Source organism: Mariniflexile sp. AS56 (genome assembly GCF_030552475.1).
In the GTDB taxonomy this organism is placed as follows: domain Bacteria; phylum Bacteroidota; class Bacteroidia; order Flavobacteriales; family Flavobacteriaceae; genus Mariniflexile.
In genome coordinates this window covers 380,261-406,515 of the sequence record NZ_JAUPED010000002.1, presented here as the reverse complement: position 1 = coordinate 406,515, position 26,255 = coordinate 380,261, and the positions used below count along the sequence as shown (strand labels likewise).

Below are 26,255 nucleotides of genomic sequence, written 5' to 3'. Positions count from 1 at the left end.
CTAAAATTAGAATTATGAAGATGTTAAAAAAATATTGGTGGCTTTTAATAACATTTCTAACCATTACCTTAGTATTTATTATTGGCTACAAAGGTGATCTTCCTGCATTAGATTGGCAAACTGGAGATACTTTAGAATTATTAGGTGGTGTTTTTGCAAAACTGTTTATTGTTGGTGCATTGCTAGATCAATTAATAGAAGTCTTTTTTCCACAAGATGAAATAGACATCCAAAGTAGGACACAAGCTCTAAATGCACTTTCTATTGTAAAAGATAATGAAGCACTAATACATAAAGAGATTTTAAGTCAGCAGTTATATGGCTTAAGCAAAGCTACTACAATGGATTCAGTAAAGAGTTTAAACACACAACTCACAACGTTTTCAACGACCAAACAAACAGCAGAAGATAAAATTGCAGAGATTGATGAGAAACGATCATCACATGTTAGAATGATTGCTTTTGCAGCTGGACTAGTTTTAGCTATTACTGGTATTACTATTTTGAGTGATTTTATCGATATGACTAATAAAGGTATTAATCATAAAATACTGTCGTATATCGATATTCTTTTTACTGCTGCAGTACTTTCGGGAGGAACGTCTGGTATTAACAAATTACTAAAGATTATAAAAGACTCTTGGAAGAAGAGTTAAAAAACAATATTGTTTAGACTAAATATTACACTTTCATAATTTAATATCTGAGAAGTAAATGTTTATGGAACACTTTTTATGCGACGACGTAGGAGGGAAGCGTAATGTGTGTGGAATGTTTTTGTATATATAAAATATTAATATAATTGTTATAAATGATTAGATTAGTAATTGATATGCATTAAGTTATTTCAAGTGAATAAATTAATCCTAATCAATTAAATTATTGATTAGTTTCTATGCTTATTGTCTAAGTACAAACAGTAAACAGCTATTAAGCCAAGAATCAAATATAATACTACATATACAATCCAGTGAGGTTCATAAATAATTAATTTGAAGAAAAGATTCTTGAATCCATTAAAATCAGAGGTATTAATACTGGTCTTTAATTCCATCGCAGGTATAAGCGCAATAGATAAACCAATAGTTACAATTGTCCAAAAAGCTTTAATGTATCTTCTAACGGGGTTAAAAAGCAAAACAATTATCATTACAACAATTCCAACAGTGGTCTCAAAAATCCATTCAGGATTCTTTTTAAGAAAATTTGCGATGAACATAGCCACTACACCAGAAAGTAAAGCTAATAAAGGCCAAAGCCTTGGGTTTCTAATTTTCTTTTCTTGAGGTTTTTCTTCGGTTTCATTGCTATTAAAGAAATCGAAAAAACTAAAGTTAAACCTACTATTAGTCGAACTAAATGTTACGGTGTTCTTATTCAATTTAATATGCTTAACCTCATGCCAATTAGGGCACGACTCTTGTAAATGTGCAATTGCATAAAGGGCATCATGTTTTGACCATATCGTAAAATGCTTATTATCTATTAAAAAAGGATGAATCCAATTACCCTTATCTTCAAGGTCTAATAATTCATTAAATCCTTTTATAAATTCTGGAGAGTGTAATTTGCCGCAACTTAGTAAAGCTACTAACGCCCATGGTAAAGAGTAGTGATGATATGAAATTCTTTTATCGCCAATATTCATTTTTTCAGTAAGGCCTGCTGCAGGAGAAGAATTCCAACTATCAGATTCTTTATATTTAGTACATAGCCATAGACATGCTTTTTTAATAATATCACTGTTATTATTAATACCACATTCGATTAAGGTTATTATTGCGTGGGAAGTATGTGTAATTGTAGAGTCACCCTGATCTGAAACACCCCAACCACCATCACTGTTCACGCTTGATTTTAACCAACTAATGCCTCGCTCAAATTCAGGAGCTATTGATTTACCTAGTTTTTTTAAAGTTTTTAAAGCTAAACATGTTGCATAGGTTCTAGATATATCATCTTTAATACACCCCCAACCAGTATCCTTAGATACATCTATGTGATTCTTTAAAAGCCAATCAATTCCGTTAAGTATTACCTGATCATCTCGATTAAATTCTTGACCTAAAGCTAAAAGACTCCAACTTGTACACTCAGTTGTTGGAAGGGTCGTTAGATTAGTCTTATATGACCAGCCACCTTTTAAATTAGGCTCTTCCTCACTAAATTGTGTTGATTTCAAGGTGTTAAGAACATCTCGTTTATTAGAAAATTGCTTATCGCAAAACTGTAACATAAGTAAAGCCTGAGCATTTGCAATATTACCAATTTTAGGTGAGCCTAATTCTTGATGCCAACCAGAATGATTATCTATAACCCGAAAGTTCTCATTAAGCCCATTAATACTCCTATCAATAATTGCATCAATATCTTTTCTATAGATTTTAATTGCCATATTTAATACTTAAAGAATTAAACAATGGCTTTAATTTGTTTTTTGAACGATCTATTATATCCCAACCTTGATGCTCAACCCAGTTCCATAAGCCCTTTTTTCCAATAGCTTCTGCCGTCAAATATCTTAAATATTGTCTCCTGATATCCTTAACGACTATGTAAATATATTTTTCTCCATCGTCCACAAACAAATAGGGTTCATTGTATTTATTACAATTTTCTCTAAAATCATCAAAAGAATTGCATTTGATTGGCTTTAATGTTCCTTCAATTAAATTACTCAATTTAACATTCACAGGTACACAATGCATGTGAGCATGATAACAATGTTTGCTTCCTTCACCAAAAGATAAACAAGATCCTGCTCTTCCATGTTCATAAAATATACAGCTTCCATATGTCTCTATAAGAATTTGCTTAACAGCACTTACTAAAGAATCAAATTCTGTCGAATATTTTTTTGGAATTTTACTGCAAGACTCAAAATGTTGTTTGGAGCATATCAAAAGATAACCTTCAACGATAGGGCCTAGTGAAAGCATAACATAAAAATTGTCAGATTCAAAAAGTATTCTATTCTTATCTGGTGGGTTACAAAACCGACAGTATTTTTCTATATCTAGTTCAAGTGATTCTGAATGCATAACGATGGCTATCCTAATAATAAATTAATTATCCAAATTGTAGAGTTATACAACTTTACAAGCTAAATTAGATGATAAATTTAGTCATTCTTTTTAACTAAAAGCAGGTCTTTTAAGCTATATTTTTGGTTTATTATGGCTAAAATTGAGAATCTTAAAGATGTTATATTTTTTCACTTAACTATGATTGGAATTGAAGTATGCTAAAAGCGAAAGTTGTTACTACAATTACTTAAAAAAAATTATTCTAAAAGCCTCTTCTACAATGTTAATGGCACACTTTTTATGCGACGACTTAGGAGGGAAGCATAGTAATGTGTGTGGAATGGAAATGTTTACCTTTGCATAGAATTAAAGCAGTTACTATGGTTTCATATGAAATACGAGGTTTTATTGAGAGATTAAATCAAGATATTGAAAATAAAGAAATAAGAAGAAGATTTCATGAGAACTATGAATGGTTAGAATCTTATTTATCGAATACGCGATTTTTAATAAGAGCAAAAAGGTTAGCTTTTATTTTGGCGTTGGCAAGCGATGGATAATTGTGTTATAAATAAATTGCAATAAGCAATTTGATTTTATAAAAGCAATCGAGTGCTTGGTAGCGGCTATTTTACATAACAACAAATTATAGATACAAATGTTTTATAAACGCTGCGAAGCAAACCGCTTATTAGTTTAATGACCCAAGTTCGTATTACTGTAATGGAATACAATGTTTCTGGGATATTTTACATAATACTACATTATAGCTATCAAATGGACTTCTGTCTTAAATAACCGAATGATAACATTTGTACTATAATTAATATTATGTAAAATAGACTTTCTACAAACACTTCTATTACAATGGATTACATAATATTTTACAAATTATTAAAATCCATATAATCTAGAACCTTCTTTTCCCCGTAATTAATAGTAAACAGTTAAAAATTATATTATGAGGAAAGTATCGTTGGTAGTTTTGGCTACTATTTTTATGACAGCATGTGTTTCAAAGAAAAAATATGTCGCTCTAGAACATGAAAATGGTCAAATAAAAAGTGCTTTAACTAAAACACAATTTGAAAAAGAAGAACTTGAAACTAAGTTTGCTAAAATTGAAGCGCGTGTGGAAGCCTTCAATACTAAAATAAATACATTAACAGCAGAAAACGACGTAAAAATGGAATCTGTTGGTAATGTGGCAGTCATTTCTAACGAAACAAAAAAGAAAATGCGCCATACCTTAACTAAGGTAGACCCGAATAAATTAAGACAAGCTACGACTCTAAAAGATTCTATGAATTTAGCCGTGTCTTACAACTTAAAAAAATCGTTCGCTAACAGTAACTTAAACGAAGATGAAGATATCGCTATCGATATTGATGAAACGGTGGTTATGATTTCTATTTCAGATAAAATGTTATTCAACACAGCGAGTTACCGTATTAGCAATAAAGCAAACAACATACTACAAAAATTGGCAGACGTTATTAATTCAGAGCCAAGTATTGAAGTAATGGTTGAAGGCCATACAGATGCGCGTTCAATTAACACGCCTAAAATCGCAGATAACTGGGATTTAAGTGTATTACGTGCAACATCTGTAGTTAGAAAATTACAAGACAGCTATGGTGTGGCTCCAGAAAAATTAATTGCCTCGGGACGAAGTAGTTACTTACCTGTTGCTGGTAACGATTCCAAAGAAGATCGTTCTAAAAACAGAAGAACCCGTATTGTTATTTTACCAAATATCAATAAATTCTTTGCTCTTATGGCATCGAATGAGTAAAAAAATCCCTTGATTAATTAATCCATTAAAAGGTTGCTTATATGTTTATATAAGTGACCTTTTTTTATGCCATAAGCATAACATTCTCCATATGTTATAATAATATTAAAATTGGTTCACTGGTGGTATTAAACATATTATTTGAAGTATCTTTGTGCTCCCAAATAAGACTCGTTTTATGAAAGAAAAGCCGAAACCAAAAACAGAAAAATCACGCTGGCAATTACTGCATCAGTATTACAGCTATACGGGTTTTTACAGTTTTGTTTGGCAAGCTGTAAAAAAGGCGCTGCCTTTTATTATTCTTATTGTTGCGGCTATTTATGTGGTGAATCATTATTATGATATCAATGCGGCTTTAGTTAAACTGACTGAAACACTACCTGCATATGGCGTACTTACTTTCTTTTTTGTTTCTGAAACCATTTTGGGCTTGGTCCCTCCCGAAATTTTTATTGCTTGGGCTGGTAAAATGTATGCGCCCTGGTTATACCTTGCGGTGTTAGCTTTATTATCATATTCTGGTGGTTTAGTTTCGTATTATATTGGCCATGTTATTACTAAAATACCTAAAGTGCACAATTATTTAGAAGTTAAAATGGCAAAACAGCTTAAAAACTCTAAAAAATGGGGCGGTTTTTTAATTGTGGTGGGCGCCCTATTGCCTCTGCCCTTTTCAATTTCTTGTATGGCTGCTGGTATTATCGATTTTCCGTTTAGAAATGTAGTGGCTTACGGTTCACTGCGGTTACTACGGTTTTTAATTTATGGCATCGTTATTTTTCACGCTTTTTAAAAAGCACAATCACATCTGCATTTACACACAAATTTAATTTCTATGTTTTCATTCGTTACTATATTTAGAGCTATAGCCTTTTTAGAAGGGGTTTCATATATTTTATTATTATTTATCGCAACACCTATCAAGTACTTTTTAAACGACCCACAATACGTAAAATTACTAGGTATGCCGCATGGTATTTTATTTATTGGCTATATTATTATGGCGTTTATGCTTAAAAAGGAATCTCACTGGAACACGAAACAGTTTGCTGAAATAGTGATCGCTTCTATAATTCCGTTTGGTACTTTTTATATTGATAAGAAGTATTTAAAATCTCTTAAAAATGGATAAAATAAAACATTTTATATACGATTACCTACTCACGCTTGGCTTGACTGAAACAGGTGCAAAATACTTGAATGTATTAGGACTTATCATTCTTTTGCTACTCGTTATTTTTATCATAGATTTTATTATTAGAAAGGTGCTTATTGGTGTGTTTTCACAATTTGCTTCTAAATCTAAAACCAATTTTGACGATTTATTAGTTAAAAATAAAGTACCCAGAAACATTGCCCACATCACGCCCTTATTGGTGGCTTTAGAGTTTATCTCAGATGTATTTTATGATTTTCCTGGTTTTGAAATGGTCGTGGAACGTGGTTTAAAAGTATATGCCATCATTTTAACTTTATGGATTGTACGCAGTATTCTTAACACCCTTAAAGATTACTTTAAAACTTTAACAAGCTTAAGAGACAAACCTATTGATAGTTACATACAAGTATTCATGATTTTTGCATGGGTAGTTGGTGTGTTTTCTGCCATTGCGCTTATTACAAAAACACCTTTTATACATTTTGTAACCGGTTTGGGTGCCGCATCGGCGATTATTATTTTAATTTTTAAAGACACTATTTTAGGTTTTGTTGCCAGTATTCAGGTCTCTATTAATGATATGGTACGCATTGGCGACTGGATTACTTTTGAAAAATATGGAGCCGATGGTGATGTGATTGAAATAAATTTAGCGACTGTAAAGGTTCAGAATTTTGATAAAACCATTACGACCATTCCAACCTATGCGCTTATTTCAGATTCGTTTAAGAACTGGCGTGGTATGGAAAGTTCTGATGGAAGACGTATTAAACGTGCCATTTTCATTAAACAAGGTGGCGTGCGCTATTTAACAGATGATGATGTACAAGAACTAAAAACGATTCAACTTATTAGCACGTACTTGGAAACCAGACAGGCTGATATTAAATCGTACAACGAATCTAACTCCATCAATAAAGACCTTTTATTAAACGGAAGAAACCTGACGAATTTGGGTATTTTTAGAAAGTATATTGATTCGTATTTGCAAAATCATTCTGCCGTCAATAAAGATATGATGATTATGGCGCGCCAATTAGCTCCAACAACACAAGGAATACCTTTAGAAATTTATGCTTTTAGTAGTGATAAACGTTGGGAAAACTACGAATACATCATGTCTGATATTTTCGACCATCTTATTGCTGCTCTTCCGTATTTTGATTTAGAAATTTTTGAATTACCGAGTGCCTCTAGTTTTTTAGCTGAATAATTTAGTTTACAATCAATTTAGACGTTTCTTGGTTATTTATTTTAACTGAATAAATACCAGTAGCTATATTTTTAAGGTCTAAATGTACTTGATTTACAGATGTGTAATCCATATCTAGAAGCACTTCACCAAGAATCGAATACAGCTTCATGTTTTGAATGTGATGCCCTTTAATAGTAAGCTGTTTATCCTGTTTTAAAGGGTTTGGAAACAACTTTAATGCATTTTCAGGTAAGCCAGCAACCGATAAAGAAGATCCTAAATGTTCATTGCGGGCAATAACCAATACCGTGCCTTTATCAAAATGCGTTGTTTTTCCAGCGGCATCTATTTGGTTGGCTACATTTCCAGAATCGGGATGTTGTATGGACATGAACAAATATTTATAATCGGGTGTAAACGTGATGCCCGTAGGCTCGGAACCTATAGGCGTGGTACCAAACAACTCGACTAAGGGATTCGCCTGAGTATGTCCCGCTTTTACGACCCATATGTAATGGTTATCACCATCTTGCAATACCCATAAATTACCGTCACCATCAAAAGCTAAATTATCATTGCCACTGCCCCAAGCAACAGCTGTGGTTGTTGCACCATCATTAATAGTGTAGGTTATATTTTGGTTGGCATCTGTATTGCCTACAAAGGTTTCCATAGTTATGGTAGACGCTGTAGTTTCTAACACATCTGAATCTTGAAAACGGTAAACGCGATGGTCTGGGGCTCCTTTTACAGCAAAATAGACCCAACCATCAGGACCTATTTCAACATCTTCAATGCCATTAAATTCGGTAGCATCTGCATAATCGGTATCACTATCTGTAAGATCGGGGTCTGCTCCACTCCTACTATACGTGTTATTTCGGTCTGTTTTACTACTGTTTGGTAAAAGGATCCAACTTCCAGTTCCGTTTTTAGAACCTTTGTACACATATAGTAATCCATCACTTAAATCTTGTGCATTGGTCGCAATAAACTTATAGAGATAGCCCACTTTGCCAGATTCAATAACATCAGCCCCTTGATATACCGTTCTATGATTCGAATGAATGGCCACATTTTCATGAGAAAAATTTCCCATGGCCCAGAGTTTTTGATTATTAACAATGGTTTTCGTAGCCGGGTCAATTTCTACATTCCAACCAAAATCTGAATAGAGATCGCTATTAAAGTCGAAGGATGCCGATAATTCTTCAGAGCTTATAATGGTTCCCCATGGAGTCACGGTTCCAGAACAATTAGCTGCAGTTCCTGCTACTGGTGAAAAATCAATGGCTTGAGATGCGCTGGTGTTCCAAAGTTTTGACGTGGCATTAAAATTTATATCTAAAACTGCGACACCTCCCGGGTAGGTTTCTGAATTAATACTTAAATAACCTGCCGTACTACTTCCTGTTATAGGTACGTACCCTGTAAAATCAGGATTTCCGGCTAAAACGCCACCTTCCGTAAGGGCATCATCAACTTCTATTATTTTTTGAAAGATGTGTGTGGATGGAATCACAAAATTTTCAGTACGACTTATAGGCGTTACCGAGGTAAAATCGCCCATACTTTGTGAAAAGGAATAAAAGGAAAAAGCGCAGAATAAACCGAGTAATTGTACTTTCATTTTATGGTATAAAAAAAAGGATTCAGTATAAATTTACTGAATCCTTTTATATAGTCGATAATTAAATCGTTATTATTTAGATATTTGCAGCTAACCAGTCACCTACTTCTTTAGTACCGTATGCTTTTCCTCCATCGGCTAAATCTTCAGTAACAATACCTTCAGCTAATGCTTTGTTAACAGCATCTCTAATTACTTTCCCTTCCTCAGGTAAATTAAAAGCAATTTCGAACATCATTGCTGCCGATAAAACCATAGCCATTGGGTTAGCAATATTCAATCCTGTTGCTTGTGGATACGACCCGTGAATAGGTTCGAATAAAGCAATATCAGACCCCATAGATGCCGATGGCATTAATCCCATAGATCCTGAAATAACAGACGCTTCATCCGTTAATATATCACCAAATAAGTTTTCAGTAATCAATACATCGTAAGTGTTAGGCCATTGCACCAAACGCATCGCTACAGCATCAACCAATTCATAAGAAACAGTAACTTCTGGATAATCTTTTTCCATAGCCTGAACTGTTTCTCTCCACAAACGAGATGTTTCCATAACGTTAGCCTTATCAACACAACACAATCTATTAGAACGTGTCATTGCTAATTCAAAACCTTTTTTAGCCAAACGTTGTACTTCCATACGTGTATAAACACAGTTATCGAAAGCAGTTTCTCCACCGTCTCTTCTACCCTTTTCTCCAAAATAGATACCACCAGTTAACTCGCGTAAAAACACTAAATCTGTTCCTTCAATACGTTCCTTTTTTAAAGGTGATTTATCTAATAACGACGGAAACGTAAATGTTGGTCGTAAATTAGCAAATAAGCCAAGTTGTTTACGCATTTGAAGTAAACCATTTTCTGGACGAACTTTTGCAGAAGGGTCATTATCAAAACGAGGAAGACCAATAGCGCCAAATAAAACAGCATCTGAAGCTAAACAAACTTGATGTGTAGAATCTGGGTAAGGTTCTCCAACTGCATCAATGGCAGCGGCACCAGTTAATGCTGGTTTCCAAGTTATTTCATGTCCAAATTTTTGAGCAACTGCTTCACTCACTTTTTGTGCTTGCTCCATGACTTCAGGTCCAATCCCGTCACCAGCTAATACTGCTATATTAAATTTCATATTTATAATCTTAATTAGTAATAATATTCAACATTTTTTCTGTGGCCTTAATTGCAGACACCGTTTGATCGGAGTCTAAACCACGTGTTTTAAATTCTTTTTCTGGACTTTTCCAGGTTATAATAGTTTCACACAACGCATCGGAATGACTACCAGGAGGTATTCTCACGGCATAATCAATCAAATCTGGCAGTACTGTTTTTTTACTGATATAAATGCTTCTAAGAGCATTCATAAAAGCATCAAACTGCCCGTCACCTTGTGCATTTTGTTCGAAAACTTCGCCATTTATGGAAAGAGATACCGTGGTTGAAGGTTTTAAACCTTTGGCATGCGTTAATACATACGCAATCACTTTTACCTTTTCTTCATAAGAATAGCTATCCAAAACATCGGAAATGATGTATGGTAAATCTTCTTTAGTAACTACTTCTTTTTTATCACCCAATTCAATAATACGTTGGGTTACTTTCTTTAAATCTTCATCATTAAGAGACAGACCTAATTCTTGTAAATTCTTTTGAATATTGGCTTTTCCAGATGATTTTCCTAAAGCATATTTTCGCGTTCTACCAAAACGTTCTGGCATTAAATCGCTAAAATATAGGTTCTTTTTATTATCACCATCGGCATGAATTCCAGCCGTTTGCGTAAACACATTGGCTCCAATAATAGGTTTGTTTGCAGGAATCATAATACCTGAAAAGTTTTCAACCAGTTTGCTTACCGTATATAAAACCTTTTCATTAACCCCAACTTGTATGTTAGGCATAAAATCGTTTATAACTGCAATCGTACTAGCCATAGGTGCATTTCCTGCACGCTCGCCCATGCCATTTACGGTTAAATGCAAACCATCTGCTCCCGCATTTAAAGCTGCCATCACATTGGCAACACCTAAATCATAATCATTATGTGCGTGAAAATCGAAGTGTAAATTCGGGTAGGTATCTTTAATTTCTTTTAAAAACTCAAAAGATTCTGTTGGCGTTAAAACCCCCAATGTATCTGGAAGCATAATACGCTCTACAGATTGGGTGGCTAAAAATGCTAAAAACTCAAAAACATAGTCTTTAGAATTACGCATACCATTACTCCAATCTTCTAAATACACATTGGTTCTTATCCCATTTTCTTTAGCTAAAGAAATAGTTTCTGATATTTCCTCAAAGTGCTGATTAGGAGTCTTTTTTAACTGATATGTTAAATGATTTAATGAACCTTTAGTTAATAGATTTTGAACTTTAGCTCCTGCTTCAATCATCCAATGGATAGAGACTCCTTTGTCCACAAAAGTTAAAACTTCAACTTGGTCCAGATACTTATTTTCTTTTGCCCAATTAGTGACACTTTTCACTGCTTGAAACTCACCTTCAGACACACGTGCCGAGGCAATTTCTATTCTATTTACTTTTAATTCTTCAAGTAAAAGTTTAGCAATAGTAAGTTTTTCTGAAGCTGAAAACGACACGCCCGAGGTTTGTTCACCATCGCGCAATGTCGTATCCATTATTTCAATATGTTTTGGAGTCATTTACAGTAGTAAGCCGTTTGCAAATGTTTCAATATCCCCTTTTATGTTTTGTAAATAATCTATATCATCAAAACCATTAAGCATGTTTTCTTTCTTATAACTATTGATTTCAAAAGATTCTTGAGCTCCCGTTGAAAGAATAGTAATGGTTTGATTTTCAAGATTTACTTCGATTTCCGTTTTCGGATCGTCGTAAATGGCGTTAAAAATCAGTTCAGAGAATTCAGCACTTACTTGCACTGGTAATACACCTACATTTAAACAGTTGTTTCTAAAAATATCTGCAAAGAAACTAGATACCACACAACGGAAACCATAATCGTAAACCGCCCATGCTGCATGCTCTCTAGAAGAACCTGAACCAAAGTTTTTACCTCCTACTAAAATTTTACCTGTGTAAATAGGGTTGTTTAGTACGAAACTTTCTTTTGGTGAATCGTCGTTATTGTATCTCCAATCACGGAATAAGTTATCACCAAAACCTTCACGTTTTGTTGCTTTTAAGAAACGTGCTGGTATAATTTGATCGGTATCCACATTTTCTAATGGTAATGGAACCGCTGTACTAGTTAATATATTGAATTTATCGTATGCCATTTTTCTATTGTATTTTTTGATTTAATCGTTGATTTGTTTATAAAGTCAATGATTATAATAAGTCTCTTGGATCTGTAACAACACCTGTAACAGCAGCAGCAGCAGCTACTAACGGACTCGCTAATAAAGTTCTAGAACCAGGTCCTTGGCGTCCTTCAAAATTTCTGTTTGACGTACTTACAGCGTACTTACCAGCAGGAACCTTATCGTCATTCATCGCTAAACATGCTGAACAACCTGGTTGTCTTAAAACAAATCCAGCTTCATGTATAATGTCTAAAATACCTTCTTCAGTAATTAAAGCTTCTACTTCGTGAGATCCTGGAACTAACCAAGCCGTAACGTGGTCTGCTTTTTTCTTACCTTTTATAATAGAAGCAAATGCGCGGAAATCTTCAATTCTACCATTTGTACAACTTCCTAAAAATACATAATCGATCTTTTTACCAATCATAGATTCATTTTCATTGTAACCCATATAGTCTAAAGACTTTTTATAAGTTGCAACACCACCTTCTACAGCTTCAGCCGTTGGAATGTTTTTAGAAATCCCCATACCCATACCCGGATTGGTTCCGTAGGTAATCATTGGTTCGATATCGCTTGCAGCGAATGTTAATTCTTTATCAAATACAGAATCTGCATCGGTTTTTAATGTTTTCCAGTGTGCAACCGCTGTATCCCAAGCATCACCTTTAAGTGATAATGGTTTACCTTTTAAGTATGCAAACGTCGTTTCATCTGGAGCAATCATACCACCACGTGCACCCATCTCGATAGATAAGTTACAAACAGTCATACGGCCTTCCATAGTCATATTTTCAAATACATCACCTGCATATTCTACAAAATAACCTGTAGCGCCCGATGTAGATAATTGAGCGATAACATATAAAGCAACATCTTTAGGCGTCACACCTTTTCCTAACTGCCCATTAACGTTAATTCGCATTTTCTTAGGTTTTGGTTGCATGATACATTGTGTAGATAATACCATTTCAACTTCCGATGTACCAATACCAAATGCAATAGCACCAAAAGCACCATGCGTAGATGTATGTGAATCTCCACAAACAATAGTTGCTCCTGGGAATGTAATACCGTTTTCTGGTCCTACAACGTGTACAATACCATTTTTTTGGTGACCAAGACCCCAGTGGCTAATGCCATATTCATTTGAATTATCTTCTAAGGCTTTTAATTGCTTAGCAGATAACGGGTCTTCAACTGGTAAATGTTGGTTAATTGTTGGTGTGTTATGGTCTGCCGTTGCAAATGTACGCTCTGGATATAATACTTTTAAACCGCGACTTTTTAACCCAAGAAATGCTACAGGACTTGTAACTTCATGAATAAAATGACGATCTATAAAGAATACATCAGGTCCTCCTTCAATTTGTCTTACAACATGCGAATCCCATACTTTATCAAACAATGTTTTGCTCATATTCTATCTAATTTAATTTAAATCTTTGTGAATTTTTTGCTAATAATTTTGGTTTAGCAAAAGGCTTACAAAGTTAGGAAAAACTGCTCTTTTTATTAAGCATATCACAAGTTTTAAGAGCCTTCTCCATTTATTTTTATAGTATTATTAATGGAAACATAAAAAATCGATGATATTTTAATAGAATAGCAGGATAGGTTATGAATTTTGAAGCAATTATGAATCAATATTACTTTAACCGGTCTACAACGAATTCAATTTGAGTTTTTCCGTGCGGTTTTGCCTTCCCGTCGGGTCCTACATTTACCATAACAATGTTTGAAATGGTGATAATAGTTTCTCTGGTCATTTTATTTCTAACCTCACAACTAAGGGTTATAGATGCTTTTCCAAATGTCACAACATCAATGCCAATTTCAATGATATCGCCTTGTTTTGCCGATGCTTTAAAATCTATTTCACTTATGTACTTGGTAACTACTTTTGGGTTTTCTAATTGAATGATGGTATAAAGCGCCGCTTCTTCATCAATCCATTCTAATAGTCTACCTCCAAACAAGGTGCCGTTAGCATTTAAATCTTCTGGTTTTACCCATTTTCTGGTGTGAAATCTCATAATTTTATTTATAATAATGTTTGTTGTCCGTTTGTGTCATCATTGGGAATAACTAAATGGTAGCCCAATTCCGTATTCAGCTTTTTTATAAAATATGCTGAAAGTAATGGTGATTCTTTTTCAATGTTTTGATGAATAAAAAAATCTATTTCTTTAACACCTTGTTCTTTCCAATCTTTCAATCGCTCAATCCAAGCATCCAACCGGTTGTAATCGCTGGCATGGTTTGCGCCCACATAACGTACAAAGGCCGTAGCATTGGTTAACCGCATGTGCATAATATCGCGCCTTCCGGCAGAATCTACAATGATATTTGAAATGTTGTTTGCTTCTAAAAGTTGATATAAATCTGGTGCAATGGAAGCATCGTTGTACCAATTAGTATGTCTAAACTCCATGGCTAATGGTATTTCTTTAGGCCATTCTTCCACAAATTTAATAACTCTATCAAAATATTTAGGTGCGAAATTATCATTCATTTGTAAAAATATAGTGCCTAATTTTTCTTTTAAATTAGAAGCATTATACAAATAATGTTCTACTACCTCTTTCGTTTCTTGCAAGCGCTTCCAATGGCTAATTTCTTGATTTAGTTTTGGGAAAAACTTAAAATTAGCAGGTGTTTTGTCATACCAAGAAGCAAACTGATCCGCAGGGAAAATTCTATAAAAGGTCGCATTTAATTCTATAGAGTTAAACTGACTGGAATAATACACCAACTCATCTTTAGTGCCTCTGGGATAAAAACCTTTTAAATCGGCTCTGTTCCATTTAGCACAACCAACATATACTTCGGGGATGTTATCATCCTTAAATTTATTTAAAACACGACGGGTTTCTGAATGATCTGGAGGTAAGGTGAAATCTATATTTTCAGGGTTATTTACGCTTCCAAACTTCATTTTTATTTTTTGGCTTAAAGATAAAAATTTATAGTTGTTAATAACCCCGTTAACAACTATAAACCCTCCAAAACAGATTAAGTTTTAATATTTGATACTTTTAATAAAAACTCTTAAACCATGAATACACGACAATTTAATCTAAAAAGCATTCGTCCTGAAATTCTTAGTACCACCATTCGCGACGATATGAGTAACGACGAGCGCTTTCAAAATTTAGTACTTCGCCCTGTAATAAAGTTGCAAAATGATTTGTTTATTGAAGTTTTTAAAAACTATATTGCTAAGCATAAAATGGTGTTTTATGATTTGACTTTAGAGAAGCGTTTAGATTTTATTGAAAGCGCTGTAAATAGAGATATCAAGTTTCGTAACTCATTAAAAGGCATGGTGATAGGATTGTTTACTGTGGAAGAATATCTAATTTACATTCAAAATTCTTCAGCTTTAAATAAACGCATGATGCAAATTGTTAAAGAGCGATTAATTAGTAACGTGCAACTTTTTGAACAGACAGAAGTGCTTAAAGCAGTGTGAAAAATTTAATGACAACAAAACAGAAACTATTGCAAATTTGTAATGAACGTGTTGATAAACGCATTAGTGATTACAAAGAAGAAGTTAATTTAATAAAAGAATCTATTGAGAGTAACGATAAAGGAAACTCTGAAGGCGACGATTCTGGTAGCGGAAAACTGTTAAATGACTTAGAAAAAAACATGACTTACTTAAATGATGCTAAGAAAACCAAAGAGTATCTAAGTAACATAAAATCAAATATTGTTAGTCAAGAAGTGATATTGGGCAGTATCGTAAAAACGAATGTGATGGATTTTTATATTTCCACGAGTATTGGGAAAATAGAACTGGATGATGCTGTTTTTTATGCTATTTCAGTGAACTCCCCTATTGGCCAATTACTAATTAATAAACCTGTAAATAGTAGTTTTGAGTTCAATCAAAACAAATATACTATTACAGAAATTATATAAGAGATTCACCATTTAAATCGGTTGTAAGCACATCGCTCATATAATTAAAATATGGGCGAATGGCTTTAAAAGACTGGTTTACATCGTCAAAAAAGCCTTCACTTAATACTTGAGCATCTGTGTATTTCTTAGTGAAAATATATTGCTTCTTTCGTATTAAATCGATGGATTTATGTTCTTTACTAAAACCTTTAGGAGCTGTTTTTACTTCATCACCCACAATACCACCCCAAACACTTTTAAAGTTTTCATCTTTTAAAATGGCACGTATTTCAGTGTCGTCCATTTCAAATTCTTTTCGAATGCGTAGTAAATCGGCCGAAACTGGTTCCCAGAAACCTGTAGCGATAAAACTTTCATTATTGGGTTGAATGTGTAAATAATAACCACCACGTAACCTAGGCTTTGTTCTATGGAATGAACCACCAAAATGGGTTTTATAAGGTAACTTGTTTTTTGAGAAACGCACATCACGATAAATACGGAATATTTTTAGTTTATCGACTTCATCGTGTTCACCTATCTTTTTAAAAACCGCATTATAAAAGGCTTTAACGTCTTTCTCTAATTCTTTGAATTCAGGTTTATGCTCATTAAACCAATCTCTATCATTGTTTTTTTCTAAGCGTTTAAAAAAACCTAATGCTTCTTTCTGAATTTGTGGAATCATGCTATTATATTAACTTTATAAAGTTCGAAAATACAAAAAGCCCCGTTAAAACGGGGCTTTTAAACATCAATTAATTAACCCTTACATTAATTACTTCTGCATTAAAATAAACTCTTGACTGGTTACAGTTTGAGTATTTTTGTCATAAAACTCGATGGTAAAACTTCCGTCTTCATTAAAATATCCAATACCTGTATCATTTCCTTTTTGAAATAAATAATGGTTATCTCTATTAAATTTAACAATGTTACCATAGCTATTTGGAGTATCTGTATCATTCACTAATACTGAAAACCCATTTTCTACTTTTCTAAAACCGTATTGATTTCCATTAAATTCATAATAAGATATTTCTGTTTTAGAATCGTATGAATTGCCCTTATCATCATCTACTTCAATGGTTCTTTTTACTTTTACAGGACTGTTAACAACATCCTTATCTCTTTTGTTTTCATCCTTATGAGCGAACTCTATATCTTGTTCTTCTCGTGTTGTGACTTTAATTTTTTTCTCAGTTATTTCAGACCCATTATTGGTTTTAACTGTTTTAATTGTAGATTCTTCCGATACATTTTTAGGTTTATCTTGTGCCCAAACGTTACCAGCAACCAAGATTAAACAAGCGTACATTATATTTTTCATTTTATTTAATTTTAAATTATTATTAGTATTTATTTTGAAGAAAGAGCACTACACCCTATTTCTTCTCGTTTTATTTCAGAGTGAAAATTGTAATTTTTCTACACACATGTGCTTTTCATTATTATAAGATTTATAGTAATTCCTGTTTATTTCCTACCCTTTAAGAGTGATAAAAGAAAAAGAACAAGGAATATAAAGAAACATATTCTCGCAATACCAGCGGAAGCTCCAGCGATACCTGAAAAACCTAACACTCCAGCAATTAATGCTATAATAACGAATGTAATTGTCCAACGTAACATAGTTTCAAATTTTAATGGTTTATATTAAGTTTTGAAGATTTAACTTCGTTTGATGTTACAAAGGTGCGAAGAAAGGGAAGGTTTGCTGTTACATGTTTTTTGCAATAATTTGTATAATTCACATAAAAAACCATGTAAAACACTTATTATCAGTGTTTAAATTGAGTGTTTGAAAGAAAGTTAGTGGTTTAAGAAAATTCTATACTATTCAAAATTAAGCCAGAAGCAGGGGCTATATATGTCATTTTAATAAAGCAGTCTTGCTCTAAACTTTGCTTTATGGTATCCAAACTTAGCTTGCCTCTACCTAAATCTATAAGGGTTCCCATCATAAGTCTTATCTGGTTTCTCATAAAACCTTTACCACGAACACGAAGTATGTATGTTTTTTCAGGGAAGTAGTTGGCGGTGTAGATGGTGTTTTCAACTAATTCGCAGGTAATTATCTCTCGATTGTAAATACCGTGATCTGTTGGTTTAAAGCAATATGATTTAAAATAATGGGCACCTTCAAAAAGTTTAGCGCCTTGTTTCATTAAATCAATATCCAGATCATCCAAAATGGTCGTCATAATAGGGGCACAAAACGGATGGCATTTTTCACCGTAGGTGAATAAATAAAGGTATTCTTTAATTTTTGAATGATTGATGATATTGAATTTAGCATCCACTTCACGAATGGTAATTGCTCGAATATCTTGGGGTAAATTATAATTGAACAGACTTAAAAAAGCATCTGGATCTTCTAAGGGTTCTTCTAAAAACAACTCAAATGCAGCACATTCCGCAGATACCATGGCATCCGTTCTACCAGAACTTAAGCTTTTAAAATACTTACCGTCTAACACAAAATTCAAGGTTCTATCTACCATTAAATGCAAGGTTTTTACATTCGGTTGTTTTTGCCAACCATGAAAACGGTACCCTAAATATTGTACGGTTATGACGTAAAAGTATTTTTTCATCAATGAAATTTATGCGTGTAGAAATTTTCTAAAGAAATAGATAAGGAATTTAAAAGTAAACGATTCCTAAAACAAAAAGGCTTTAGAAATGTATAAAGCCTTTTGTTTTGATTTTTATTTATGTCTGCCTTTAAGCTCTGCTTCAATATCTTTTAAAGTAAAACCTTTGGCTTGTAGTAACATTAAGTAGTGAAAAAGTAAATCGGCCGATTCATATAAAAACAACTCATCATTGTTATCCATCGCTTCAATAACCGTTTCCACAGCCTCCTCGCCTACTTTTTGTGCTACTTTATTTATGCCTTTTGAAAACAAACTGGCCACATATGATTTTTGAGTGTCTTTATTTGCAACCCGTTCTGTAATAACGTTTTCTAAAGTTGAAAAGAAACCGTAATTCGAGTTGTTTTTCTCACTCCAACAGGTATCGGTACCTTTATGACAAGTTGGTCCTACTGGGTTTACTTGAAGTAAAAGCGTATCATTATCGCAATCGTTTTTAATAGTAACCAAGTTTAAAAAGTTCCCACTTTCTTCACCTTTTGTCCATAGACGCTGCTTACTTCTACTAAAAAAAGTAACTTGTTTTGTATCAATCGTTTTTTGGTAAGCTTCGGCATTCATGTAGCCCAACATCAACACGTTTTTTGTTGTGGCATCTTGAATAATGGCTGGAACGAGTCCGTTTGTATCGTATTTAATATCCATAATTTTCTATTGTCATTACAAAGCAAATAATCATTTACTATGGCAATCTTATTCGTTTTCAAGAAATTACTTGGTCATTTTTCTTCGTAATGACGTTATAAGCGTATTTCTATATGATGTTCTTTTAATTCTTTTTTCAAATCTGGAATAGGTATTTCACCAAAATGAAATACACTGGCCGCTAAAGCAGCATCTGCTTTCCCTTCCTTAAACGTATCCACAAAGTGCAGTACATTACCGGCACCGCCTGAGGCAATAATAGGGATGTTTAAAGATTCAGACAATTTAGCTAAGGCCTCATTAGCAAACCCATTCTTGGTACCATCATGATCCATCGAGGTAAATAAAATTTCACCGGCACCACGTTGCTCAACTTCTTTAGCCCATTCAAATAAATCCATATCGGTGGGAATACTTCCGCCTGCTAAATGCACTTTCCAATTCCCATCAATTTGTTTGGCATCAATGGCGACAACTACGCATTGGCTTCCGAATTTGTTAGCCAATTCATTAACCAAATCCGGACGTTTCACTGCGGATGAGTTGATAGAAACTTTATCGGCACCACATTTTAACAAGGCATCTACATGTTCTATAGACGAAATTCCACCACCTACAGTAAATGGAATATTTACTTGCTCTGCAACACGAATTACCATGTCTAAAGTAGTGGCGCGTGCCTCTAAAGTGGCCGAAATATCAAGAAACACCAATTCATCGGCGCCAACATTGGCGTATTGTTTAGCAAGTTCTACAGGATCTCCCGCATCACGTAAATCAACAAAATTCACACCTTTTACGGTACGACCGTTTTTAATATCTAAACAAGGAATAATTCTTTTAGTCAACATATTACACGAACTTTTCAAGTTGTTTTAAGCTAATTCTATTTTCGTAAATAGCTTTTCCAATAATAACACCTTCACAGCCTAACTCTTTAAGGATAGGCAATTCGTCTATTATTGAAATACCGCCTGAAGCAATTAATTTAATAGATTGCCCATTACTGCTATTGGTGCATTCTGAAATTATTTGTTTATACAAATCAACCGACGGGCCTTCAAGCATACCATCTTTAGAAATATCTGTACAAATAACATATTGAATGCTCTTTTTTTGATACCTTTTTATAAATGGGATAACCTCTTCTTTACTTTGCTCCATCCACCCACTTATGGATATTTTTCCATCATCACTATCGGCTCCCAATATAATTTTAGCAGCACCATATTTGGAAATCCAACCTTCAAAAGTTTCTGGATCTTTAACAGCAATACTTCCACCTGTTACTTGTTTTGCACCAGAATTGAATGCTATATGTAAATCTTCATTCGTTTTTAAACCACCACCAAAATCAATTTTAAGATTGGTTTTTGATGATATTTGTTCTAAAACCTTATAGTTTACAATATGCTTTGCTTTCGCACCATCTAAATCGACTAAATGTAAATACTGAATGCCCGCATCTTCAAACATTTTAGCAACTTCAAGCGGATTTTCATTATATATCTTTTTTGTGCTGTAATCACCTTTAGTTAAGCGAACACATTTTCCGTCTATAATATCTATGGCTGGTATAATTCTCATATCATTTCCTGTGAAAGGAGGAATTTTTTAATTAAACTTTTATTCTTAATAATGGCTATAATTACTGTAATAGAAGAAGCCATTTTTTTATGGATTTTATAACTTCAAAAAGTTCTCTAAAATCTTTTCTCCTGCGAAACTACTCTTTTCTGGGTGAAATTGTACCCCGTAAAAGTTATTATGCTGTAATGCAGAAGCATAATTAATACTATAATCTGTTGTAGCTATGGTTTCGGCACAATGTTCAGCGTAATAACTATGCACCAAATACATATACTCATTTTCTTTAATGCCTTTAAACAACTCCGATTTTAAATCTTTAATAACATTCCAGCCCATATGTGGCACTTTTACATCATTATCAAAGCGCTTAACTTGTGTTTTAAAAACACCAAGGCCTTTTGTATTTCCTTCTTCTGTATACTCACATAGTAGTTGCATACCTAGGCAAATACCTAAAACAGGTTGCGTTAATTTAGGGATAAGCGTATCCAACCCCGTCTCTTTTAACATCGCCATGGCAGTGCTAGCCTCACCTACTCCTGGGAAAATAATTTTATCGGCTGCTAAAATTTCTTCTGGATTGTTTGATAAAACAGCATCAACCCCCAAACGTTTAAAAGCAAATTGGATGCTTTTAATATTTCCTGCGCCGTAATTTATAATAACTAATTTCAATTTTTTGATATTAAAAGTTCGATATTAGAAGGTGAAAGACTTTTTAATTTTCACCTTCTAATACTTAATATATGTCTTTATAAAACACCTTTTGTTGAAGGTAAAAACATCTTGTTAGAATCTCTTTTTACAGCCATTTTCATGGCTTTCGCAAAAGCTTTAAAAATACCTTCTATTTTATGATGCTCGTTTACCCCTTCAGCTTTTATATTTAGGTTGCATTTAGCACCGTCTGTAAACGATTTAAATAAGTGAAAGAACATTTCCGTTGGCATGTCTCCTATTTTTTCGCGTTTAAATTCAGCATCCCATTCTAACCAATTTCTACCACCAAAATCGACAGCGACTTGCGCTAAACAATCGTCCATTGGTAAACAGAATCCATAACGTTCAATCCCTAATTTATTTCCTAAGGCTTTATTGAATAACTCCCCAAAGGCAATCATGGTATCTTCAATAGTATGATGTTCATCAACTTCCAAATCACCATTTACTTTTATAGTTAAATCCATAGAACCATGGCGACCAATTTGATCGAGCATATGATCGAAAAATGATAAACCGGTATCAATGTCATTTTTACCAGAACCATCTAAATTCAACTTAATATAAATCTGTGTTTCGTTCGTATTACGTGTAATTTCTGCAACGCGATCATTTAATTTTAAAAACTCATAAATAGTTTTCCAATCGGTTGTTGTTAACGCGATAGCATCTAAAATTTCTTTTTGAGACGCTTCTATTTCATCAGCACCTAAGTCGGGGTTTTCAGATAAATAAATACCTTTTGCTCCTAAATTTTTGGCCAATTCCATATCGGTAATACGATCACCCAACACATAGGAATTTGCTAAATCATAAGCATCTGTAAAGTACTTGGTTAACAAACCTGTTCTTGGTTTACGCGTTGGTGCATTTTCATGCGGGAATGTTTTATCTATATGAATCTCAGTAAATTCAACACCTTCTTTGGCAAAGGCACTCAATACTTTGTTTTGTGCTGGCCAGAATGTGTCTTCAGGAAATGAATCGGTACCCAAACCATCTTGATTCGTAACCATAACCAATTCATAATCCAACTCGCCTGCAATTTTAGCCATGTATTGAAATACTTTTGGGTAAAACTCTAACTTTTCTAAACTATCCAATTGGTAATCTACGGGTGGTTCTAAAACCAAAGTGCCATCACGGTCTATAAATAATACTTTCTTCATTATATAGATTTTAAGGTATCTATTAATATTTTATTCTCTTGGGGTGTTCCCACCGTTAAACGCAAGGTATTGTCACACCCAGGTTGCGTGGTTCTGTTTCTTATCACAATCCCTTTTTCTATAAGCTGATTGTAACGCTTAGTGGCATCATCAACCTTTACAAGTACAAAATTAGCGTCTGATGGATATATTTTAGAAACATAACTGACAGATTCTAATTCTGAAATTAAAGCACTACGTTGCGTTAGAATATCTTTAATTTGATTAGAAGCCAAATCTTTAATATTTAAAAGTTCGATGGCTTTTTTCTGCGTTAGCTCGTTAATATTATAAGGTGGTTTAATGGTATTTAAAACCGTAATAATTTCTGTGGAAGCATAGCATATCCCCAAACGAATCCCTGCCATTCCGTAGGCTTTAGATAGGGTTTGCGCTACAATTAAATTGGGGTATGTGTCTAGTTTTGAAATCCAACTAGCTTCGTTTGAAAAATCGATATACGCTTCATCAACAACCACAATTCCCTTAAAATTACTGACTAATCGCTCTATAGCTTCCGTATTAAAACTATTTCCAGATGGGTTATTAGGCGAACAGATAAACAACAGTTTACTGTTTTCATCTGCAGCATTCAGTACCGCACCCACTTCAGGCTGAAATTCAGCATCTAAGTTCACCTTTTTAATGCCAATCGCATTCAAATTAGCAAGCACTTCATACATGCCGTATGTAGGCGGTAAAATAACAACGTTATCTTGGTTAGGCTCACAAAAAGCTCTAAAAATTAAATCTAACACTTCATCGCTACCATTACCAAATAGAATTTGGTTTGTTGGCAGCCCTTTCGTTTTAGATAAAATAGCTTTTAAAGCACCTTGTTGTGGATCTGGGTATCGGTTTACACCATTTTCAAACGGATTTTCATTCGCGTCTAAAAACACCATATCAGCAGTTACACCTTGAAATTCATCACGTGCAGAAGAATACGGTTTTAGTGCTTTTATCGTTGGACGTATTAAATCTTGTATGTTCATTTTTTCGTCACACTGAATGTATTTCAGTGTCTCATGTATTTATGAGTGTGATGTTGAATCAAGTTCAACATGACGCTTAGTTAATTATTTTAAATCTTTCAGTCTTATGGAAACCGCATTTTTATGTGCATGCAAACCTTCTGCTTCAGCCATAAGTTCTATAGTTTCACCAATATTCAAAATGCCTTCTTTCGATATTTTTTGAAAGGTCATGCTTTTAGAAAAACTATCTAGATTCACTCCCGAATAGGCTTTACTAAAACCGTTGGTTGGCAAGGTATGGTTGGTTCCCGAAGCATAATCGCCTGCACTTTCAGGTGTATAATCACCTATAAAAACAGAACCTGCATTTTCAATATGATCTACGTAAAAATCTTCATTTTTAGAACAAACTATAAAATGTTCTGGGCCATATTCATTTATTAATTCCAACGCTAAATCATCATTTTCAACATAAATAAGCTTCGAATTTGCAATCGCTTTTTCAGCAATCGCTTTACGCGGAAGGACTTCCAGTTGTTTTTCAACTTCTTCGGATACTTTATTTATTAAATCAGTCGAAGTTGACACCAAAATAACTTGACTATCGGCACCGTGTTCTGCTTGACTTAACAAATCGGAAGCAATATATGCTGCGTTAGCAAATTCATCGGCTACCACTAAAAGCTCACTTGGTCCTGCTGGCATATCAATAGCCACACCAAATTTGGTTGCTAATTGTTTTGCTACAGTTACAAACTGATTTCCTGGTCCGAATATTTTATAAACTTGAGGAATCGTTTCCGTTCCAAAAGTTAATCCTGCTACGGCTTGAATGCCACCAACTTTTATAATTTTAGTCACGCCACAAAGTTGTGCTGCAAACAATATTTCTGGAGCTAATTCCCCTTTCTTATTAGGTGGCGAACATAATACAATCTCTTTACAACCTGCAATTTGTGCTGGAACCGCCAACATTAAAACGGTTGAAAATAAAGGTGCTGTACCTCCAGGAATATATAAACCCACTTTTTGTATGGGGCGTTTTTCTTGCCAACATTGTACACCCTTTGTGGTTTCAATGTGAATTTTATTAGTTTTTTGTGCTGAATGAAAAACTTCAATATTATGCTTAGCTGTTTTTATAGCCTTTTGTAGTTTTTCTGGCACAGTAGCGATGGCTTTCTCAATTTCTTCAGGAGTCACCAATTGAGACGCTAAAGAAACGCCATCAAACTTAGAAGTGTATGTATTGATAGCCGTATCGCCATTCTCACGCACGTCTTCAAAAATTTGAATAACGGTTGCTTCAATATCACCAACAGTTTGAGTAGGTCTTTTTAATACCTGAGACCAATCGCTTTTATTTGGGTTGTTTATTATTTGCATAACAAATTAATTAAAGCACCATTTTCTCGATAGGACAAACTAAAATACCTTGTGCACCGTTCGCTTTTAACTCGTCTATAACATTCCAAAACTCATTTTTACTTATTACAGAATGTACAGAACTCCAACCCTCTTGAGCCAAAGGTAATACCGTTGGACTTTTCATGCCTGGCAACACATTAATAATGTCTTGTATTCTATCGTTTGGTGCGTTTAATAAAATATATTTTGACTGTCTTCCTCTTAAAACCGATTGCATTCTAAACTGAATGGTGTCTAAAATAGCTTGTTTTTCAGCATCTAAAATAGGTGAAACTGCTAAAACCGCTTCCGATTTTAAAATCATTTCCACTTCTTTCAGGTTGTTTTTAAACAAGGTGCTACCACTAGAAACGATATCTACAATAGCATCTGCTAAACCAATATTAGGCGCAATTTCAACCGAACCATTAATAATGTGAAGGTTTGCGTTAATGCCATTTTTATCTAAAAAACTTTGAACCGTATGTGGGTAAGAAGTAGCTATTCGTTTTCCTTCCAAATCTGAAATACTAGTGTAATTCATTGTTTTTGGCACAGCAACACACACACGACAGCTAGAAAAACCTAATTTTTCTGCTATGTTGATACCGTTTCCTTTTTCAATTAATACGTTTTCACCAATAATAGCAGCATCTACCACACCATCTTTAAGGTATTGTGGAATATCACCATTTCTTAGATAGAAAACTTCAACAGGAAAATTTCTTGCTGATGCTTTTAATTGATCAATGCCATTATCAATAGAAATACCAATATCTTTTAGTAATTCCATAGATTCGTCGTGTAAACGACCTGACTTCTGTACTGCAATTCTTAATGTACTCATTTTAAATAATTTAAATAGTTATCCGTTTTCGGGATAAAAAGATTCCCGTTTTCACGGGAAAAATAAAACCCGCTTGATTGTCTCAAACGGGTTTAAAAAATATGTTGATTTTATTCAATACATTTTCATTTCGCTTGAAGGCAAATTTGAAAATGATGATGATGTGATTGAATAAAGTTCATGTTGTT

28 protein-coding genes are annotated in these 26,255 nt (G+C 33.8%); 7 read left to right on the top strand and 21 right to left on the bottom strand.

Annotated elements, in window-relative coordinates:
- Nucleotides 1–14 precede the first annotated feature (14 nt).
- Nucleotides 15–656: a hypothetical protein gene (locus Q5N74_RS04475; RefSeq protein WP_304387519.1), complete on the top strand. Its 642-nt coding sequence runs from the start codon at nt 15–17 to the stop codon at nt 654–656.
- Nucleotides 657–886: 230 nt separating this feature from the next.
- On the opposite strand, the gene Q5N74_RS04470 is transcribed toward Q5N74_RS04475, so the two are convergent.
- Both Q5N74_RS04470 and Q5N74_RS04465 read right to left on the bottom strand, forming a co-directional pair.
- Nucleotides 887–2,395 (bottom strand): hypothetical protein, encoded by a 1,509-nt coding sequence (locus tag Q5N74_RS04470; protein ID WP_304387518.1) that lies wholly within the window; start codon nt 2,393–2,395, stop codon nt 887–889.
- Nucleotides 2,385–3,041: an HIT family protein gene (locus tag Q5N74_RS04465; protein WP_304387517.1), complete on the bottom strand. Its 657-nt coding sequence runs from the start codon at nt 3,039–3,041 to the stop codon at nt 2,385–2,387. Before Q5N74_RS04465 ends, Q5N74_RS04470 begins: the two co-directional genes overlap by 11 nt.
- 946 nt (nt 3,042–3,987) lie before the next feature.
- On the opposite strand from Q5N74_RS04465, the gene Q5N74_RS04460 reads away from it, so the two are divergent.
- The 4 genes from Q5N74_RS04460 to Q5N74_RS04445 all read left to right on the top strand — a co-directional run bounded on the left by Q5N74_RS04460 (nt 3,988) and on the right by Q5N74_RS04445 (nt 7,196).
- Complete coding sequence (locus Q5N74_RS04460; RefSeq protein ID WP_304387516.1) at nt 3,988–4,821, top strand: OmpA family protein; 834 nt, start codon at nt 3,988–3,990, stop codon at nt 4,819–4,821.
- Between the two features lie 178 nt (nt 4,822–4,999).
- Nucleotides 5,000–5,617, top strand: a complete 618-nt coding sequence (locus Q5N74_RS04455) for a YqaA family protein (RefSeq protein WP_304387515.1) — start codon at nt 5,000–5,002, stop codon at nt 5,615–5,617.
- A 42-nt stretch (nt 5,618–5,659) separates the two neighbouring features.
- Complete coding sequence (locus Q5N74_RS04450) at nt 5,660–5,956, top strand: DUF3817 domain-containing protein (protein WP_304387514.1); 297 nt, start codon at nt 5,660–5,662, stop codon at nt 5,954–5,956.
- Nucleotides 5,949–7,196: a mechanosensitive ion channel family protein gene (locus tag Q5N74_RS04445; RefSeq protein WP_304387512.1), complete on the top strand. Its 1,248-nt coding sequence runs from the start codon at nt 5,949–5,951 to the stop codon at nt 7,194–7,196. Before Q5N74_RS04450 ends, Q5N74_RS04445 begins: the two co-directional genes overlap by 8 nt.
- 1 nt (nt 7,197) lies before the next feature.
- Here the strand turns inward: Q5N74_RS04445 and Q5N74_RS04440 are convergent, their stop codons facing one another.
- The 7 genes from Q5N74_RS04440 to Q5N74_RS04410 all read right to left on the bottom strand — a co-directional run bounded on the left by Q5N74_RS04440 (nt 7,198) and on the right by Q5N74_RS04410 (nt 15,039).
- The gene (locus Q5N74_RS04440; RefSeq protein ID WP_304387511.1) at nt 7,198–8,808 is read right to left on the bottom strand and encodes an alkaline phosphatase PhoX; all 1,611 of its coding nucleotides are present in this window, start codon (nt 8,806–8,808) and stop codon (nt 7,198–7,200) included.
- A 76-nt stretch (nt 8,809–8,884) separates the two neighbouring features.
- On the bottom strand, nt 8,885–9,943 hold the full coding sequence (gene leuB / locus Q5N74_RS04435; protein ID WP_304387510.1) for a 3-isopropylmalate dehydrogenase: 1,059 nt from the start codon (nt 9,941–9,943) through the stop codon (nt 8,885–8,887).
- A gap of 10 nt (nt 9,944–9,953) precedes the next feature.
- On the bottom strand, nt 9,954–11,477 hold the full coding sequence (locus Q5N74_RS04430) for an alpha-isopropylmalate synthase regulatory domain-containing protein (protein ID WP_304387509.1): 1,524 nt from the start codon (nt 11,475–11,477) through the stop codon (nt 9,954–9,956).
- Nucleotides 11,478–12,074, bottom strand: coding sequence for a 3-isopropylmalate dehydratase small subunit (leuD, locus tag Q5N74_RS04425; protein WP_304387508.1), 597 nt, complete (start codon nt 12,072–12,074; stop codon nt 11,478–11,480).
- 52 nt (nt 12,075–12,126) lie between these two features.
- Nucleotides 12,127–13,521: a 3-isopropylmalate dehydratase large subunit gene (leuC, locus tag Q5N74_RS04420; RefSeq protein WP_304387507.1), complete on the bottom strand. Its 1,395-nt coding sequence runs from the start codon at nt 13,519–13,521 to the stop codon at nt 12,127–12,129.
- Between the two features lie 229 nt (nt 13,522–13,750).
- Nucleotides 13,751–14,137 carry an acyl-CoA thioesterase gene (locus Q5N74_RS04415; RefSeq protein ID WP_304387506.1) on the bottom strand — a complete coding sequence of 129 codons (387 nt, stop codon included), beginning with the start codon at nt 14,135–14,137 and terminating at the stop codon, nt 13,751–13,753.
- 8 nt (nt 14,138–14,145) lie between these two features.
- Nucleotides 14,146–15,039 (bottom strand): DUF72 domain-containing protein, encoded by an 894-nt coding sequence (locus Q5N74_RS04410; protein WP_304387505.1) that lies wholly within the window; start codon nt 15,037–15,039, stop codon nt 14,146–14,148.
- A gap of 120 nt (nt 15,040–15,159) precedes the next feature.
- Here Q5N74_RS04410 and Q5N74_RS04405 point away from each other — a divergent pair, with 120 nt between their 5' ends.
- Nucleotides 15,160–15,576 carry a glyoxalase gene (locus tag Q5N74_RS04405; RefSeq protein ID WP_304387504.1) on the top strand — a complete coding sequence of 139 codons (417 nt, stop codon included), beginning with the start codon at nt 15,160–15,162 and terminating at the stop codon, nt 15,574–15,576.
- An 8-nt stretch (nt 15,577–15,584) separates the two neighbouring features.
- Nucleotides 15,585–16,031 carry a hypothetical protein gene (locus Q5N74_RS04400; protein WP_304387503.1) on the top strand — a complete coding sequence of 149 codons (447 nt, stop codon included), beginning with the start codon at nt 15,585–15,587 and terminating at the stop codon, nt 16,029–16,031.
- On the opposite strand, the gene Q5N74_RS04395 is transcribed toward Q5N74_RS04400, so the two are convergent.
- The 12 genes from Q5N74_RS04395 to hisG form a co-directional block, all read right to left on the bottom strand.
- The gene (locus tag Q5N74_RS04395; protein WP_304387502.1) at nt 16,024–16,701 is read right to left on the bottom strand and encodes a DUF2461 domain-containing protein; all 678 of its coding nucleotides are present in this window, start codon (nt 16,699–16,701) and stop codon (nt 16,024–16,026) included. The genes Q5N74_RS04400 and Q5N74_RS04395 overlap by 8 nt on opposite strands.
- Nucleotides 16,702–16,791: 90 nt before the next feature.
- Nucleotides 16,792–17,343, bottom strand: coding sequence for a hypothetical protein (locus Q5N74_RS04390; RefSeq protein WP_304387501.1), 552 nt, complete (start codon nt 17,341–17,343; stop codon nt 16,792–16,794).
- 146 nt (nt 17,344–17,489) lie between these two features.
- On the bottom strand, nt 17,490–17,645 hold the full coding sequence (locus Q5N74_RS04385) for a DUF1328 domain-containing protein (RefSeq protein WP_304387500.1): 156 nt from the start codon (nt 17,643–17,645) through the stop codon (nt 17,490–17,492).
- Nucleotides 17,646–17,833: 188 nt separating this feature from the next.
- Nucleotides 17,834–18,610: a tRNA pseudouridine(38-40) synthase TruA gene (locus Q5N74_RS04380; protein WP_304387499.1), complete on the bottom strand. Its 777-nt coding sequence runs from the start codon at nt 18,608–18,610 to the stop codon at nt 17,834–17,836.
- A gap of 114 nt (nt 18,611–18,724) precedes the next feature.
- Nucleotides 18,725–19,318 carry a bifunctional phosphoribosyl-AMP cyclohydrolase/phosphoribosyl-ATP diphosphatase HisIE gene (gene hisIE, locus Q5N74_RS04375; RefSeq protein WP_304387498.1) on the bottom strand — a complete coding sequence of 198 codons (594 nt, stop codon included), beginning with the start codon at nt 19,316–19,318 and terminating at the stop codon, nt 18,725–18,727.
- A gap of 95 nt (nt 19,319–19,413) precedes the next feature.
- Nucleotides 19,414–20,169 (bottom strand): imidazole glycerol phosphate synthase subunit HisF, encoded by a 756-nt coding sequence (gene hisF, locus Q5N74_RS04370; protein WP_304387497.1) that lies wholly within the window; start codon nt 20,167–20,169, stop codon nt 19,414–19,416.
- Between the two features lies 1 nt (nt 20,170).
- Nucleotides 20,171–20,905 carry a 1-(5-phosphoribosyl)-5-[(5-phosphoribosylamino)methylideneamino]imidazole-4-carboxamide isomerase gene (gene hisA, locus Q5N74_RS04365; RefSeq protein WP_304387496.1) on the bottom strand — a complete coding sequence of 245 codons (735 nt, stop codon included), beginning with the start codon at nt 20,903–20,905 and terminating at the stop codon, nt 20,171–20,173.
- Between the two features lie 96 nt (nt 20,906–21,001).
- Nucleotides 21,002–21,583, bottom strand: coding sequence for an imidazole glycerol phosphate synthase subunit HisH (hisH, locus tag Q5N74_RS04360; RefSeq protein ID WP_304387495.1), 582 nt, complete (start codon nt 21,581–21,583; stop codon nt 21,002–21,004).
- A gap of 77 nt (nt 21,584–21,660) precedes the next feature.
- The gene (gene hisB, locus Q5N74_RS04355; protein ID WP_304387494.1) at nt 21,661–22,797 is read right to left on the bottom strand and encodes a bifunctional histidinol-phosphatase/imidazoleglycerol-phosphate dehydratase HisB; all 1,137 of its coding nucleotides are present in this window, start codon (nt 22,795–22,797) and stop codon (nt 21,661–21,663) included.
- Nucleotides 22,797–23,831: a histidinol-phosphate transaminase gene (hisC, locus tag Q5N74_RS04350; protein WP_304387493.1), complete on the bottom strand. Its 1,035-nt coding sequence runs from the start codon at nt 23,829–23,831 to the stop codon at nt 22,797–22,799. Before hisC ends, hisB begins: the two co-directional genes overlap by 1 nt.
- Nucleotides 23,832–23,915: 84 nt before the next feature.
- Nucleotides 23,916–25,199, bottom strand: coding sequence for a histidinol dehydrogenase (gene hisD, locus Q5N74_RS04345; RefSeq protein ID WP_304387492.1), 1,284 nt, complete (start codon nt 25,197–25,199; stop codon nt 23,916–23,918).
- Between the two features lie 10 nt (nt 25,200–25,209).
- A complete protein-coding gene (gene hisG, locus Q5N74_RS04340) occupies nt 25,210–26,067 on the bottom strand; it encodes an ATP phosphoribosyltransferase (RefSeq protein WP_304387491.1) in 858 nt (285 codons plus the stop codon).
- Nucleotides 26,068–26,255 lie beyond the last annotated feature (188 nt).